Here is a 14,811-nt window from a genome sequence, read left to right on the forward strand (position 1 = left end):
GAGAAAAGATCCGATTATGGCCACAGTCCATGAACAGCGGCAGCGCAGGATAGAGCACGCGCTGTTACGCGACCCAGGTGCGGTGGTAGACGTCAGTATTCGCCTTTGGGAGCAACTGGCCACTGAATTGAATCAGATCATAGGTGAGCGGGGCGTGGAGTCGATGTATGCCCGTAGTCTGCACCAGAGTGAGAAACAGTTCAGCTGGTTGACCCCCCATCCGCCGCAAGCATTGGAAGCTGCGATGACCTCCTTGCGCGCCAGCCTGCAGGGACAGGCGGACACCGCTGCCTGCGCGGCAAGCACGGCGATGTTGATGCACTTCATCAACACCCTTATTTTATTAATTGGCGAACTCTTAACGAATAGCATCCTCCTCAAAGCCTGGGGTGATGACGTTGTGAATAATGCTGGAACGGAGCCGAACGAATGAACAAAGTCACCATCCATCGCCTGGAAACTGGCGTGCCGGGACTGGACGAACTGCTGGGCGGCGGAATACCGGAGTTTTCTTTCAATCTGGTGGCGGGCACGCCAGGCAGCGGCAAGACGACGCTGGCGCACCAGATCATGTTTTCCCTCGCCACGCCGGAACGCAAGGCGCTGTTTTTCACGGTCCTGGGCGAGCCACCGCTGAAGATGCTGCGCTATCAGCAGCAGTTTCCCTTCTTCGATGTGGATAAGATCAACGAGTCGATCAAATTCGTCAATCTGTCGGCTGACTTGCTGGAAGGCGATTTCGACCGCGTGCTGGCGCGCATCGCCGAAGAGGTCGAGGCGTTCTCGCCCAGCCTCGTCTTCGTCGACTCGTTCCGCTCCGTGGTGCAGTCGGCCAAGGCCATGGACGCGGGCCCAGCCGGCCTGCAGAATTTCGTGCAGCAACTGGGCGCGCAAATGACCAGCTGGCTGGCCACGACCTTCCTGATCGGCGAATACCTGGCGCCCGAGGCCGAGTCCAGCGCCGTGTTCACGGTCGCCGACGGCATCCTGTGGCTGTCGCAGCTCGTGCACCGCGACGCCATGGTGCGCAAGATCCAGGTGGTCAAGATGCGCGGACAGGCGCAAAGCCTGGGCGTGCATACCTTCCGCATCAATGATGATGGGGTGGAAATTTTTCCCCGCGCGGTGCTGAAGACAAGCGGCATGGGGAAGGTCAGCATTTCCGGCAATGAACGCCTGTCGATGGGCGTGCCGGAGCTCGACCGGATGATGGGCGGCGGCTTGCCGGCCGGCTATTCGCTGCTGCTGGTGGGGCCGTCCGGTTCCGGCAAGACCGTGCTGGCCACGCAATTTCTCACGGAAGGCGTGCGCTGCGGCGAGCCTGGCGTCATCGCCGCCTTCGAGAAAAGCCCGAACCAGCTGCTCAGCCATCAATTGAACACCCTCGTCGATTCCGGCCAGATCGGCGTGATCAACACGCGCACGCTCGACCTGTCGCTCGATGAAATCCTGCACGACCTGGTGAGCATGATCACGCGCATGAAGGCCAAGCGCGTGGTGATTGACTCGCTGTCCGGCTTTGAAATGGCGCTGGCCTCCATGTTCCGCGAGGACTTCCGCGAATCGCTGTACCGCCTGGTGGCGGCCTTGACGGACATGGGCGTGTCCGTGCTGATGACGGCCGAGCTGGAAGACCAGTACACCATGTTGCGCTTCAGTTCCTACGGCAACGCCTTCCTGGCCGACGCCATCGTCATGCAGCGCTATATCGAGCTCGAAGGCCAGTTCAAGCGCGTCGTGTCGGTGGTGAAGGTGCGCGGCAGCGGCCACAGCAAGGATATCCGTTTCTACGATATCGACGCCGAAGGCTTGAAGATCGGCACCGCCCTCAGCCAGTACCAGGGCATCCTGTCGGGCGAGCCTTATCGGGCCTAGGGGAACTGTTGGTGACAGCTGAGTTGAGGCGTATGATGGAAGTGCGGCCATGCGGACGGTGATGGCCGTGCGCACAGAGGATCAATGCGTCTTCTGTGTTTCCGAGCTGATCAAGAGGAGATATGATGGACAAACCCGAATTCGTCCTGGCCGCGAAAGCCATGGAAACGCTGGAGATGTATCAGACCTTCTATGGCCATTCGGAGGAATACCAGGCGCACCAGCAGGAAGTGTTGAAGCTGCTGCGCCACAAGGGCGCCTCCCTGCTGGTATCGGATCATGGCCCGGCGAAGTTCTTGCTGGCCTTTGCCGATGCGCTGGAAGCGGCCAGCTTGCCTGGCGAGTATGTGCCGCTCAACCGCAGGTAGGGCGAACCTGCCGCGGCAGGGAAGGTCGTCTTTTCCGAGGGGGCGCGGCTAGCCGCCGTTCGCTCCTTCGTTCAGCGATACCCTAGGTAGCCGCACGGTAAACACCGTGCCGCATTCCAGGCTCGACTCGGCGCCGATGGTGCCGCCATGTGCGCTGGCAATTTCACGCGCGATAAACAGACCCAAGCCGATACTGGTGGCATTTGGCGCCTTGTGATCGTCGGAAATGGCCAGCTGTACGAGGGGGTCGAAAATGCTCTTCAGCGACGCTTCCGGGATCTGGCGGCCGAAATTCTTCACTTGCACCACCGCCGTATCGGCATCGCCGCAGGCCGTGATGCTCACGGGCTGATCGTCGGTGCGGTATTGCGCAGCATTGTTGAGTAAATTGGAGAACAGCTGGGCAAGGCGGGCCGCATCGAAATCGCCGATCATCTCGCCCGTGGTACTCAGTTCAAACTTGCATTGCGGGTGGGCGGCCGAGGCATCCTCGACGGCCGTTTTGCAGATTTCCCCCAGATCGCCCAAGCTGGGCGAAATGGGCATGCGCCCCCCCAGTTGAGTCCTGGCAAATTCCAGCAGATCGTTCACCATGGTTGTCATGGTGGCCGCGCTGCGGGCGACCCGTGCACCGATCTGCACCGTGGAAGATGCGCTCGCGCTCGGCCTGCTCAGCAGCGCACCCGCCATCGTCATCGTGCTTAGCGGACTGCGCAGATCGTGGCTGAGGATGGCGAGAAAGGTATTGCGGGTGCGGTCGCTCTGCTGCGAATACCGTATGGCCGATTCCTGCAGCGCCTGGTCTATCGCTTCATTGAAGCGCAAGATATCCAGCGTCGCCGTTTTCGACGTCACCGACACCTGTGCCATCCACAGGCGCAGTACGCTGGCCCGCATCGCGCGAAATTCCGCCGTCAGCTGCGGCAGCGTGAAGCCAATCTGCTGGCGCAGGGAACCATGCGTGGCGGCTGCCGTTTCCTTGCCCGTTATTTCCGATACGCCCGTGGTCGATTTCTTTTTCCGCTGCGCCGCGTTCTCGATGACATCCATGTCGCGCACGATGGTTTCCAGCATCTGCTTAGCATGATCGCGCAATTCCGCTTTCGAGATGGCGGTTCCAGGAATGGGGAGTGACCTGGCGAAGAGTTCCCACTCTTCCAGGATCGGCTCCAGATGGCCGCTTATAAAGCGCGATAGTTTCACGGTGGACCAATGCGGTGATGGAAGAGCAGACAGTGTACGCGGTTGAGGCGAGGGATGGGGCAATATGAAAAATCCGCGTTTATCCCCGGGCTGAATTTCAAGCATGGTCAACTCCGTTATGCCCAACGGTGGGGGAGCTGGCATTGTTTCGCATTCCGTTTCATCGGGAGTTGCGGTATCGCAAACTAGAGCAAGCTGGTACGAAGGTGTTGATCGCGGTGCTGGCGTAGCGGGTTTGACCATTGCTCTCGGCGGCGCGTGTGCCAGCCTTGTCCATGTACAATCGGCAACATACGGATCGACGTATCCGCTCCTTCACTGCGGAGTGCGCTTGAGCGTGACACAAATATTGCAAACCTGGCTACTAGCCTGGCGGGAAGCCTTCACGTGCGTTGGCCTGGGACTGCGCGACGCGCGTCATGCTGGCCTGTGGTGGCGCTCCGCGCTGTGGTGCATGGCGGTCGTGGCGCTGTGGCTGGGAGTGTATAGCTACTTCGGCCGTTTTTTTGTCGAGCTGAGCGCCATGCTGGCACTGGTGTCCGTCACCGGCTTGCTGGGCCTGGGCGTGATGGACGGTGTCGGGACACTGGCCAATGGGCCTGCCACGCTCTCGCAGATGGGCAATATTGCCGGCAGCCTGGGCAGCGCCGCCAAGGCCCTGCTGTCGATCGGTCAGATCGCCCTGGCGCTGCTGGCGCTGGCTGCTTTTTTCTATGTGATCGTCTTTATCGTCGGCGCCATCGGTACGGCACGCTTGCCGTTGCGCTGCTTGTTGCTGGAGCGCGCCAAGACCGTGGCGGCGCGCCGCTATGCCAACTGGCAAGCACCGGCCGGCCTGGATGCACCCGCCGCGCGCCCCGCCTGGCGGCGGCGCCTGTTGCTGCTGCTTTCCCTGCTGATTCCCCTGTGGGCCATGTGCGTGCTGATCTCGTACTTGCTTGCCTGGAATGTCCAGATGATTTACGGCGCGGCAGCTGAAGAGGTACTCGGCGCGGAACAGCAAGCGGCGTTGCGCCGCGAACAGCGCCCGGCTATTTTTGCCCTGGGGTTGCTGTTGTGCTTGCTGATGCTCGTGCCGGTCCTCAATTTATTGTTGCCAGCCTTGCTGTGCACCAGCGTTTGCCATTTGCAACGCCGCGGCTGGCGCGCAACAAAATTAGCAATCAAAGTGGAGTGAACAAGGAGTGAACATGAGTGAACACGCAAGACGCGCCACCCTGGAGCGCGCGATTGAAATTGCCGCCGCCACCCATGCCGGCCAGAAGGACAAGGGCGGCGCGCCGTACATACTCCACCCCTTGCGCGTCATGCTGCGCGTCGCCCCCGGCGCCCAGCAGATTGTCGCCGTGCTACATGATGTAGTGGAAGACAGCGACGGAAAAATCAGCTTCGACGACCTGGCACGCGAAGGATTTTCCCAGGAAGTCATCGACGGCGTGCGTGCCGTGACCAGGATCGATGGCGAATCGTATGAGGATTTCATTGCCCGTGCGGCCTTGAACCCGGTCGGCAAGGCCGTCAAGCTGGCTGATCTGGCTGAGAATAGTGATTTGTCGAGGATAGAGGCGCCGACGCAGAAGGATCTGGAGAGGGTGGAGAAGTATCGGAGGGCGATTGGGGTTTTTGGTGGTGAATTGAGTTGACTACATGATGGCCGGTAACACTTGCGGGCAAAGGTAGATAGGGAGGCGAGTTATTTTGTTTATCTGAATCTATAACTTATCAGCAACCGGGTAAGATTGCGCTCTCCAGCATGAGAATTAAGGAACCAAAAAACATGAGCATCGGCTGGGTGGTAGAGATTATCATTAAAGATTAATTTTTTGTCAATGGATATGTTTGATTTTTATTGATTTGACCTTGTCGCAGGATATATATATCGAAAATATATTGCGTCCGACCTGATGGCAACGGTAGAAAATTTTACAAACTCGAATATCAGTGACTTCTATAATTTTATAAGGATCACTGTTTTTTGCTGAATTATATTTTTTGATATTTTTTGGAAATAAAATTTCTGATGTGGTATCGTGGCGGTAAATATATTAATCTAAGGATTTGTTATGAGCTTTCCCATACCAGAATTTTCAAGGAAGCAAGTGCAGCGGGCCGGATATACTTTGGTAAATTTCGAGGAGAGTGAAGGTGATTTTGACATGGATGCTTGGCATGATGCATTTCTTGTGCTTACAAACTGGAGAGCTTGTCACGGTTACCCAATAAATACGTTTCAAGCAACTTTAAGGAACAAGCTAAAAAAAATTGATCCTGATGCACTTGTTGCGCAACGGCTGAAAAGAACGCCGTCGATTATAAATAAATTGCAACGAATAAAAGGAATGAATTTAGCTCGGATGCAAGATATCGGCGGATTGCGTGCCGTTGTAAATTCGTTGCCGCAGCTTCAGATTCTCCACCAAGAATATAAAACTACGATTTTCACGCACACATTGGTTTCCGAATATGATTATGTGAAAGAGCCAAAAGAATCTGGGTATCGCAGCGTTCATCTTATTTATAGGTACAAACTACGCTACGATTCGCCTTATGATGGCCTTCAACTTGAACTTCAAATGCGAACTAAGTTACAGCATGCATGGGCTACGGCAGTTGAAACAATGGGGACATTCCTTCGGCATTCTTTGAAGTCGAGCGAAGGGCCGGATGAATGGCTAAATTTTTTTGCACTTGTATCTTCGGCTTTTGCCCACTCCGAGAAAATGCCACTCGTGCCAGGCTATGAACACCTATCAAAGGCCGAAACGTACAGGAAGACGAAAGTAGACTCCGAGCGTTTAGGAGTGAGAGAAAAGCTCGAACGATTTAGTAGTGCGGTACGTGCAATCCCCACTACCGGAAAGAAAAGAGCGGCTTACTACCTAGTTGAACTTCAACTTACGGGAGATGACTCTAATGTGAAAATCACCTCGTTTGCAAGGGATAAGCTAGAAGAGGCAAATACGCAGTACAGCAGCGCTGAACGAGAGGCCAAATCGACCGGCACACAAGTAGTATTGGTTGCTGCAGGCTCTATTGAATCTCTAAAGCGTGCATACCCGAACTATTTTCTTGATACTCACGAATTTTTGACGCAGCTTGAAAAAATTGCACGAAGCAAGTTTTCGATTGTTGAGTAATTTTCACTTCTTAGCAATTGGGAGAAACTGCCTGCGGCGCAAAACCTAGTCAGACGAATCGGAGAGGGTTGCGCTTGCAAGCGCAACCCGGTTTTGCGGCGCCGAGCTGCGCTCGCCGAAGGCCCCGCAAAACCCCCGCGCCCGTGCTGGACGCGGATTCGATGCCCGCGCTCTGCATGCATGGAATAAATAAAAAGGGCCTCCCCGCCAAAACGGGGAAGCCCTTTTATTTATTCAGTGGTGGAGACGGCGGGAATCGAACCCGCGTCCGCAAGCACTCTACAGACAGTTCTACATACTTAGCACTATCATTTAATTTAACTCAGCCAGCACGGATGTGCACGTTATGGGCAAGCGAGTTACCTATTATTTAGTCGGACGCTAAGTAACCCAGCATACGACGAGTCCCTGTAAATGACTCTAGAGCTTTTGACGGCCCACCCCAGGGACGAGGTGTTCTAGAGCTAACAGCGATTAAGCTGCCAGTGCGTACGAGTTATCGTTTGCAGTTAAGTTTTTTCAGGTTGTATTTACGAGGTAGCCCGCCCTCGGTATGCCCTGCGCTGCTTTGCAACCCACGTCGAAACCAGGTCGTCCCCACAGAACCTTCATTGTAGCGCAAAGTTCACACTCTTGCATGATGCATTCGTGAGTTGGCGCGTCAGATCAAGCGGCGGCTGATTTACGCCGCCAGTTGCCGCGCCTGCGCCGCCTTTACCACCTCACTGACCAGTTCCAGCAGGGCTTGCGGCGTGTCCAGCAAATGGTCGGCGTTCCAGTGCTGCGGCTCGACAGGGCCGCAGTAGCCCCAGGCGCAGGCTACCGTGCGCATGCCGGCGGCGCGGCCAGCCTGGATGTCGCGCAGGTCGTCACCCACGTACCAGCAATCTGCTGGCGCCAGGTCCAGGCGGCGCGCCGCTTCCAGCAGGGGGGCGGGGTGCGGTTTCGGGTGGGCCATGGTGTCGCCCGAGATCACGCAGCCGGCGGCGCTCAGGCCGATCTGGCCCACCAGCGGGTCGGTGAAGCGGGCGGCCTTGTTGGTGACCACGCCCCAGGCCAGGCCCAGTGCTTGCAAGCCGTCGAGGAGGGCAGGGATGCCGTCGAATAAACGGCTTTCCACGGCCAGGGCTGCTTCGTAATTGTTCAGGAAGCCGTCTTTCAGCGCTTCGTAGCCGCTTTCGCCAGGCTGGACGCCATAGGACGCGCCTATCATGCCGCGCGCGCCGGCCGAGGCGGTGGGGCGCAGGATGTCATACGGGGTCGGCGCCAGGCCGGCGCGCGCGCGCAACAGATTGATGGCCGCTGCCAGGTCGGGCGCGGTGTCGGCCAGGGTGCCGTCGAGGTCGAACAGGATGGCGCGCGGGGCTGGCAGTTGGTCTGTAATCATGGCGGGCAAAGTGTGTCAAGTAAGAATGAAAAATGGCGGCCGCAGCCGCCTTGTATTGTGCGTGATGGTTACAGCGGCCGGGTGCAGGCCACCAAATAATTGACGCTGGTATCGCTATTAAGTGAGTAAATCTTGGTCAGCGGATTGTAGCCCATGCCGCGCATGCTGTTGAGATCCAGGCCGGCGCTGCGCGTGTATTGCGACAGTTCTGCCGGGGTGATGAATTTGTCATAATCGTGCGTGCCTTTCGGCAGCAGGCGCAGGATGTATTCGGCACCCAGGATGGCGAACAGATACGCTTTCGGGTTGCGGTTCAGGGTCGACAGGAAGACGTGGCCGCCCGGCTTGACCAGGGTGGCGCAGGCCTTGACGATGGCGGCGGGGTCCGGCACGTGCTCGAGCATTTCCATGCAGGTCACGACGTCGTACTGGCCCGGCTCTTCCTCGGCCATGGCTTCGGCGGCGATCAGCTTGTAGCGCACCTTGGCGCCCGATTCCAGGCTATGCAGGTCGGCAACTTTCAAGGCCTTGTCGGACAGGTCGATGCCCGTCACGTCGGCACCCTTGCGGGCCATCGATTCGGCCAGGATGCCGCCGCCGCAGCCGATGTCGATCACGCGCTTGCCGGCCAGCGGCACTTTCGCGTTGATCCATTCCAGGCGCAGGGGGTTAATTTCGTGCAAGGGACGAAACTCGGAAGTGGGGTCCCACCAGCGGTGGGCCAGCTCACTGAATTTTTGGATTTCAAGGGGGTCGGCGTTCATAGGTCGAATGATAGCGGCAATTTTACAATTGGGCAGCCACGGACGAAAAAAAACCCCGCCTTGGCGGGGTTTTTCATGCTGTCCTTGACTTGCGCGATGACTTGCGGCAAGTCCAGGGGATCAGCTATTACTTGTTGCGGGTACCAACAACTTCGATTTCCACGCGACGGTTTTTCGCACGGCCTTCGGCAGTTTTGTTATCAGCAACAGGTTGTTTTTCGCCTTTGCCTTCGGTGTACACGCGGTTGCTTTCAACGCCTTTGGTGACCAGGTAGGCTTTGACAGCATCAGCACGACGTACCGACAGTTTTTGGTTGTAAGCATCGGTGCCGACGGAATCGGTGTGACCCACAGCGATGATGACTTCCAGGTTGATGCCACCCAGTTGTGCGGACAGCTCGTCCAGCTTGGCTTTGCCTTCTGGCTTCAGCGTAGCTTTGTCGAAATCGAAGAATGCATCAGCAGCGAAGCTGACTTTTTCCGAGGTAGGAGCAACGACGACTGGTACTGGTACGACAGGTGCTGGTGCAGGTGCTGGTACGACTGGCGCTGGTGGAGCTACGCATTTGCCGTCTTGCAGGGTTTCTGGCTCAACGCACAGTGGCACGTCGCAACCTGGCACCGCGTCAGCAGGTGTCCAGTAGCCGGTGCGCCAGCACAGACCGAATGGATCGCGCACGATCACGCCGCGGGCATCTTGCACGTAAGCGCTTTTTGGGCTTGGTGCTTTGATGTCAGTGGTAACTGGCGCGAATGGTGGGGAGGTTGGGGTTTGGGCCGAAGCCGAGCCAGCAATCACTGCGGATGCAGCGAAAAACAGCGTTACAAATTTATTCATTCTTTTTTCCTTTCGGGGGGTGATATCCGCAGAACAACACTGCGCTACTGGTGCTACGTGCCAAGATTTTATCATGTAGACCATATGCGCTCGTTTCAGATTGCGAAACTAGCAATTAACTTCCCAGTCATTTTGCCACACGCATCAGGGGCGCACGGCCGTGGTTAAATCAAAGCTTGCCCGATTTTAGACCGCGCGTTGTTTTTGCGCAACGAAAATGCCCGTTTGTAACGCATCTGTAACAATTGATCGTTTTTTTTTGCCACTTTGAAGGGCAGCCGTCTTGAACTGATATTGCCAGTGTGCATTATCGGCAGGCTGGCGTGCACGGCCCTGGTGCAATCTGACAATATTGTCGGCATGGCCAATTTGTACAGGTAGCTGGGCGCGCATGCTAAAATCGTGCGCTTGACTGTTAAGAGTGTCGAGCAAATGCCCACGGCGGCACTGCATGGCCTGCAAGTACCCCTGCGGTACAGGTACCGGCCGCGCCGCCCGCCCGCCGATTTGCCCGGGCACTCTGCGACATGGAAGCCGGGCCGCGCCAGCAGCGCGCGGTGCGGCGTCCACGACGACAGCCGCCTAGGATATGCAGTATTGCGTCATACATTGCGTAACAGATAAGTTAACCACAGCCCGAGATCAGTCGAACCGCCAATGGATCAATTCGCAAAAGAAACAATTCCTATTTCCCTCGAAGAAGAGATGCGCAAGAGCTACCTCGATTACGCCATGAGCGTGATCGTCGGTCGCGCCTTGCCCGATGCGCGTGATGGCTTGAAGCCAGTGCACCGCCGCGTCTTGTTCGCGATGCATGAAATGAATAACGTGTGGAACCGCCCTTACGTCAAGTGCGCCCGCGTGGTCGGCGAAACCATGGGTAAATACCATCCCCACGGCGATGCCTCGATCTACGACACGCTGGTGCGCATGGCGCAAGATTTTTCGCTGCGCTACATGCTCGTCGATGGCCAGGGCAACTTCGGTTCCGTCGACGGCGATGGCGCCGCGGCGATGCGTTATACCGAGTGCCGCCTGGACAAGATCGCCGGTGAGCTGCTGGCCGATATCGACAAGGATACCGTCGACTTCCAGCCCAACTACGATGGCAAGGAAAAGGAACCGACGGTCTTGCCGACGCGAATCCCGAACCTGCTGATCAATGGCTCGTCCGGTATCGCGGTCGGCATGGCGACGAACATTCCGCCACACAATATTACCGAAGTCATCGATGGCGCGCTGCACGTGCTGCGCAACCCGGAATGCACGATCGATGAATTGATCGAGCTCATTCCCGCTCCCGATTTCCCTACTGCCGGCATCATCTATGGCGTGTCGGGCGTGCGCGACGGCTATCGCACCGGCCGCGGCCGCGTGGTGATGCGCGCCAAGACCCACTTCGAAGAATACGGCAAGGATGGCGGCCGCATCGCCATCATCGTCGACGAGCTGCCATTCCAGGTCAACAAGAAATCCTTGCTGGAACGCATCGCCGAGAACGTGCGCGACAAGAAGCTCGACGGCATTTCCGACATCCGCGATGAATCCGACAAGTCGGGTATGCGCGTGGTGATCGAGCTGAAACGGGGTGAAGTGCCGGAAGTGGTGCTGAACAACCTGTACAAGCAGACCCAGTTGCAAGATACCTTCGGCATGAACATGGTGGCCCTGGTCGATGGTCAGCCGAAGCTGCTGAACCTCAAGCAGATGCTGCAATGCTTCCTGTCGCACCGCCGCGAAGTGGTCACGCGCCGTACCGTGTTCGAACTGCGCAAGGCGCGCGAACGGGGCCACGTACTCGAAGGCCTGGCTGTCGCGCTGGCCAATATCGATGACTTCATCGCCATCATCAAGGCCGCGCCGACGCCGCCGATCGCCAAGGTCGAGCTGATGGCCAAGGCCTGGGACTCATCCGTCGTGCGCGAAATGCTGGCCCGCACGGGCGACGGCACGACGCCGGGCGGCATCGATGCCTACCGTCCGGAAAACCTGCCGAAGCACTACGGCATGCAGACGGATGGCCTGTACAAGCTGTCAGACGACCAGGCGCAGGAAATTTTGCAGATGCGCCTGCAGCGCCTGACCGGCCTGGAGCAGGACAAGATCGTCAACGAGTACAAGGACGTGATGGAACATATCGCCGACTTGCTCGACATCCTGGCCAAGCCGGAACGCGTCACCGTCATCATCACCGATGAAATGACGGCGGCGAAGAACGAATACGGCGCCGGCAACAAGGACGTGCGCCGCTCGCAGATCGAGCTCAATGCCACCGACCTGGAAACGGAAGACCTGATTACGCCGCAAGACATGGTCGTGACCCTGTCGCACACCGGTTACATGAAGGCGCAGCCGATTTCCGAGTACCGCGCACAGAAGCGCGGCGGACGCGGCAAGCAGGCCATGGCGACCAAAGAGGAAGACTGGATCGACCAGCTGTTCATCGCCAACACGCACGACTACATCCTGTGCTTCTCGGATCGTGGCCGCATGTACTGGTTGAAGGTGTGGGAAGTGCCGCAAGGCTCGCGCAATTCGCGCGGCAAGCCGATCGTCAACATGTTCCCACTGCAAGACAACGAAAAGATCACCGTGATCCTGCCGCTGTCGGGCGAGAACCGCACGTTCCCGGAAGACCATTACGTCTTCATGTCGACCAGCCTGGGCACCGTCAAGAAAACGCCGCTGAAGGACTTCAGCAACCCACGCAAGGCCGGCATCATCGCGGTCGACCTGGACGATGGCGACTTCCTGATCGGCGCGGCGCTGACCGATGGTCAGCACGACGTGATGCTGTTCTCCGATTCGGGCAAGGCAGTGCGCTTCGACGAAAACGATGTGCGTCCGATGGGTCGCACGGCGCGCGGCGTGCGCGGCATGAACCTGGAAGAGGGCCAGCACGTGATCGCCCTGCTGGTGGCCGAGAACGAGCAGCAGTCGGTGCTGACGGCCACGGAAAACGGCTACGGCAAGCGTACGCCGATCACCGAGTACACGCGCCATGGCCGTGGCACGAAGGGCATGATCGCCATCCAGACCAGCGAGCGCAACGGTAAAGTGGTTGCCGCGACCCTGGTCGATACCAGCGATGAAATCATGCTGATCACCACCGGTGGCGTCCTGATCCGCACTCGCGTGTCGGAAATCCGCGAGATGGGCCGCGCGACGCAGGGCGTGACCCTGATCGCCGTGGAAGACGGCACCAAGCTGTCCGGCCTGCAGCGCGTGGTCGAGACGGATATCGACGAAGTCGAGCTGACGACGGAGGCGGGCCTGGAGGCCGCGGCTGCGCCGGCAGCGGCTGAACCAGCCGATCCTGTTGATCCGGCCCAGCCGGAGTAAGATGATTGGGGCTCTTTCGGGAGCCCCAATTGCTATTGGCGTGCCATGTGCGGCGCCAGCCTGCCTACCCCCAGGTAGTTCCCCCGCTTTTGTAAAGTCCCGCATGCCATGAGAAAAATCGTCGCCACCTTCTTCGCCGCGTTTTCGCTGGCCTTCCTTGCAACCCTGCCGGCCCAGGCCCAGAGCGCGCAAGCCACGCCCGCCCGCCAGGCCGCGCCCAGTCCCGCCATGAAAGTGGCCGTGCGGCGCATGCTCGACGCGATGCAGTTCCCGCAGCTTACGCGCAGCATCTTCGACCAGATGCTGCAATCGGTGCCCGCCATGATCCGCCAGTCGGCGCAGCAGCAAATCAGCAGCAACCCGAAGCTGGACGAGCAGCGCAAGGCGCGCGCGCTGGCCAGCGCCGAGGAGGAAATCCCCGTCGCTATCGCCACCCTGACGCAGGTACTGGCCGACCCGACCCTGATCGACGATCTGAGCGCCGAAATGGTGCCCCTGTACGCGCGTTTTTACACGGTGCAGGAAGTTGAGCAGCTGACGGCCTTCTACAAGTCGCCGCTGGGACGCAAGATGCTGGCCACGATGCCGCAACTGTCGGCCGAGTCGATGGCCATCAGCCAGCGCGTGCTGATCCCCCGCGTGAATGCCGTGCTTGAGCAAGTCATGCGGGCGGCCACGCAGTCGCCCCAATAACTCCATTTTTCCAAGGACCGTATCGTGACCCATATCTACAATTTCTCCGCCGGCCCCGCCGTCCTGCCCAAGGAAGTGCTGGCCCAGGCGGCTGCGGAAATGCAGGACTGGCATGGCAGCGGCATGTCGGTGATGGAAATGAGCCACCGTGGTCCCGAATTCATTTCCATCTACAAGCAGGCGGTGGCCGACCTGCGCGAACTGCTGGCGGTACCCGAGAACTACAAGATTCTGTTCCTGCAGGGTGGTGGTCTGGGCGAGAACGCCATCATCCCCATGAACCTGGTGGGCCTGGCCGCGCAGCAGCCGGCCACCATCGACTTCGTGCACACGGGCTCGTGGTCGGGCAAGTCGATCCAGGAAGCGGCCAAGTACGCCAACGTCAATGTGGCCGCGTCCTCCAAGGCCGCCCGTTTCACGGGCGTGCCGCCGGTCTCCGAGTGGAAGCTCACGCCGGGCGCTGCCTATCTGCACATCTGCACCAATGAAACCATCGATGGCGTGGAATTCCAGCAAGCGCCGAATCTGCCAGCAGGGACCACCATCGTGGCCGATATGTCCTCGCACATTTTGTCGCGTGTCATTGACGTATCGCAATATGGCGTCATTTTTGGCGGCGCGCAAAAGAATATCGGCCCGGCTGGCCTGACCCTGGTCATCGTGCGCGAAGATTTGCTGGGCAAGGCGCTGCCGATCTGCCCGTCCGCTTTCGAATGGACCATCGTGGCCGAACATGAATCGATGTACAACACGCCGCCCACCTACGGCATCTATATCGCCGGCCTGGTTTTCCAGTGGCTCAAACGCCAAGGTGGCGTGGCAGCCATGGAACAGCGTAATATTGACAAAGCGGCGCTGCTGTACGCGGCGCTCGATGCGGACGATTTCTACCAGAACCGGGTCGACCCCGCATACCGCTCGCGCATGACCATCCCGTTCTATCTGCGCGACGAAAGCTTGAACGACGCATTCCTGGCCGGCGCGAAACAGCGCGGCCTGCTGCAACTGAAGGGCCACAAGTCCGTCGGCGGCATGCGTGCATCGATCTATAACGCGATGCCGATCGAGGGCGTGCAAGCCCTGGTCAATTATTTGAACGAGTTTGCCGGACGCTAGAATGCCTGCCAAAAAGTCCAGGGCGTTGTTGCATTGCCTTGTCGTACATTCGTACTGCCAGCGGCAACACGCCTGGCCCTGATCATTT

14 protein-coding genes and 1 other RNA gene are annotated in these 14,811 nt (G+C 58.4%); 9 read left to right on the plus strand and 6 right to left on the minus strand.

Features of this window, described 5'->3' with window-relative positions:
- The first annotated feature begins 16 nt into the window (after nt 1-16).
- From CLU92_RS26100 to CLU92_RS26110, 3 genes are all read left to right on the plus strand, one after another.
- Nucleotides 17-433, plus strand: coding sequence for a hypothetical protein (locus CLU92_RS26100; RefSeq protein WP_101484232.1), 417 nt, complete (start codon nt 17-19; stop codon nt 431-433).
- Entirely contained in the window at nt 430-1,875 is a 1,446-nt protein-coding gene (locus CLU92_RS26105) for an ATPase domain-containing protein (protein WP_101484233.1), read from the plus strand. The genes CLU92_RS26100 and CLU92_RS26105 overlap by 4 nt, the downstream gene beginning before the upstream one ends.
- 122 nt (nt 1,876-1,997) lie before the next feature.
- The gene (locus CLU92_RS26110; protein WP_133993815.1) at nt 1,998-2,243 is read left to right on the plus strand and encodes a hypothetical protein; all 246 of its coding nucleotides are present in this window, start codon (nt 1,998-2,000) and stop codon (nt 2,241-2,243) included.
- Nucleotides 2,244-2,291: 48 nt separating this feature from the next.
- Here the strand turns inward: CLU92_RS26110 and CLU92_RS26115 are convergent, their stop codons facing one another.
- Entirely contained in the window at nt 2,292-3,446 is a 1,155-nt protein-coding gene (locus CLU92_RS26115; RefSeq protein WP_101484235.1) for a sensor histidine kinase KdpD, read from the minus strand.
- A gap of 331 nt (nt 3,447-3,777) precedes the next feature.
- Here CLU92_RS26115 and CLU92_RS26120 point away from each other — a divergent pair, with 331 nt between their 5' ends.
- From CLU92_RS26120 to CLU92_RS26130, 3 genes are all read left to right on the plus strand, one after another.
- Nucleotides 3,778-4,623, plus strand: a complete 846-nt coding sequence (locus tag CLU92_RS26120) for a hypothetical protein (protein ID WP_101484236.1) — start codon at nt 3,778-3,780, stop codon at nt 4,621-4,623.
- A gap of 13 nt (nt 4,624-4,636) precedes the next feature.
- Nucleotides 4,637-5,089 carry an HD domain-containing protein gene (locus CLU92_RS26125; RefSeq protein ID WP_101484237.1) on the plus strand — a complete coding sequence of 151 codons (453 nt, stop codon included), beginning with the start codon at nt 4,637-4,639 and terminating at the stop codon, nt 5,087-5,089.
- Nucleotides 5,090-5,509: 420 nt separating this feature from the next.
- A complete protein-coding gene (locus CLU92_RS26130) occupies nt 5,510-6,583 on the plus strand; it encodes a RelA/SpoT domain-containing protein (protein ID WP_101484238.1) in 1,074 nt (357 codons plus the stop codon).
- A 238-nt stretch (nt 6,584-6,821) separates the two neighbouring features.
- On the opposite strand, the gene ssrA is transcribed toward CLU92_RS26130, so the two are convergent.
- The 5 genes from ssrA to CLU92_RS27580 form a co-directional block, all read right to left on the minus strand.
- Nucleotides 6,822-7,182: a transfer-messenger RNA gene (gene ssrA, locus CLU92_RS26135) on the minus strand.
- Nucleotides 7,183-7,265: 83 nt separating this feature from the next.
- Nucleotides 7,266-7,970: an HAD family hydrolase gene (locus tag CLU92_RS26140; protein ID WP_101484903.1), complete on the minus strand. Its 705-nt coding sequence runs from the start codon at nt 7,968-7,970 to the stop codon at nt 7,266-7,268.
- A gap of 68 nt (nt 7,971-8,038) precedes the next feature.
- Nucleotides 8,039-8,734 carry a bifunctional 2-polyprenyl-6-hydroxyphenol methylase/3-demethylubiquinol 3-O-methyltransferase UbiG gene (ubiG, locus tag CLU92_RS26145; RefSeq protein ID WP_101484239.1) on the minus strand — a complete coding sequence of 232 codons (696 nt, stop codon included), beginning with the start codon at nt 8,732-8,734 and terminating at the stop codon, nt 8,039-8,041.
- Between the two features lie 127 nt (nt 8,735-8,861).
- Complete coding sequence (gene ompA / locus CLU92_RS26150) at nt 8,862-9,572, minus strand: outer membrane protein OmpA (protein ID WP_035825645.1); 711 nt, start codon at nt 9,570-9,572, stop codon at nt 8,862-8,864.
- A 186-nt stretch (nt 9,573-9,758) separates the two neighbouring features.
- The gene (locus tag CLU92_RS27580; protein ID WP_143452651.1) at nt 9,759-9,965 is read right to left on the minus strand and encodes a hypothetical protein; all 207 of its coding nucleotides are present in this window, start codon (nt 9,963-9,965) and stop codon (nt 9,759-9,761) included.
- Between the two features lie 264 nt (nt 9,966-10,229).
- Between CLU92_RS27580 and gyrA the strand changes: the two genes are divergently transcribed.
- The 3 genes from gyrA to serC all read left to right on the plus strand — a co-directional run bounded on the left by gyrA (nt 10,230) and on the right by serC (nt 14,723).
- A complete protein-coding gene (gene gyrA / locus CLU92_RS26155; RefSeq protein WP_101484240.1) occupies nt 10,230-12,914 on the plus strand; it encodes a DNA gyrase subunit A in 2,685 nt (894 codons plus the stop codon).
- Nucleotides 12,915-13,022: 108 nt separating this feature from the next.
- A complete protein-coding gene (locus CLU92_RS26160) occupies nt 13,023-13,607 on the plus strand; it encodes a DUF2059 domain-containing protein (RefSeq protein WP_101484241.1) in 585 nt (194 codons plus the stop codon).
- 24 nt (nt 13,608-13,631) lie between these two features.
- A complete protein-coding gene (gene serC / locus CLU92_RS26165; RefSeq protein WP_101484242.1) occupies nt 13,632-14,723 on the plus strand; it encodes a 3-phosphoserine/phosphohydroxythreonine transaminase in 1,092 nt (363 codons plus the stop codon).
- The last annotated feature ends 88 nt before the right edge of the window (nt 14,724-14,811 follow it).

The organism is Janthinobacterium sp. 61 (genome assembly GCF_002846335.1).
In the GTDB taxonomy this organism is placed as follows: Bacteria; Pseudomonadota; Gammaproteobacteria; order Burkholderiales; family Burkholderiaceae_D; genus Janthinobacterium.

Excerpts from the sequence above, each read along its gene's own strand:
- CLU92_RS26100 (WP_101484232.1), top strand. The coding sequence starts at position 17 with ATGGCCACAGTCCATGAACAGCGGCAGCGCAGGATAGAGCACGCGCTG.
- CLU92_RS26105 (WP_101484233.1), top strand. The coding sequence starts at position 430 with ATGAACAAAGTCACCATCCATCGCCTGGAAACTGGCGTGCCGGGACTG.
- CLU92_RS26110 (WP_133993815.1), top strand. The coding sequence starts at position 1,998 with ATGATGGACAAACCCGAATTCGTCCTGGCCGCGAAAGCCATGGAAACG.
- CLU92_RS26125 (WP_101484237.1), top strand. The coding sequence starts at position 4,637 with ATGAGTGAACACGCAAGACGCGCCACCCTGGAGCGCGCGATTGAAATT.
- CLU92_RS26130 (WP_101484238.1), top strand. The coding sequence starts at position 5,510 with ATGAGCTTTCCCATACCAGAATTTTCAAGGAAGCAAGTGCAGCGGGCC.
- CLU92_RS26140 (WP_101484903.1), bottom strand. The coding sequence starts at position 7,970 with ATGATTACAGACCAACTGCCAGCCCCGCGCGCCATCCTGTTCGACCTC.
- ubiG (WP_101484239.1), bottom strand. The coding sequence starts at position 8,734 with ATGAACGCCGACCCCCTTGAAATCCAAAAATTCAGTGAGCTGGCCCAC.
- ompA (WP_035825645.1), bottom strand. The coding sequence starts at position 9,572 with ATGAATAAATTTGTAACGCTGTTTTTCGCTGCATCCGCAGTGATTGCT.
- CLU92_RS27580 (WP_143452651.1), bottom strand. The coding sequence starts at position 9,965 with ATGCGCGCCCAGCTACCTGTACAAATTGGCCATGCCGACAATATTGTC.
- gyrA (WP_101484240.1), top strand. The coding sequence starts at position 10,230 with ATGGATCAATTCGCAAAAGAAACAATTCCTATTTCCCTCGAAGAAGAG.
- CLU92_RS26160 (WP_101484241.1), top strand. The coding sequence starts at position 13,023 with ATGAGAAAAATCGTCGCCACCTTCTTCGCCGCGTTTTCGCTGGCCTTC.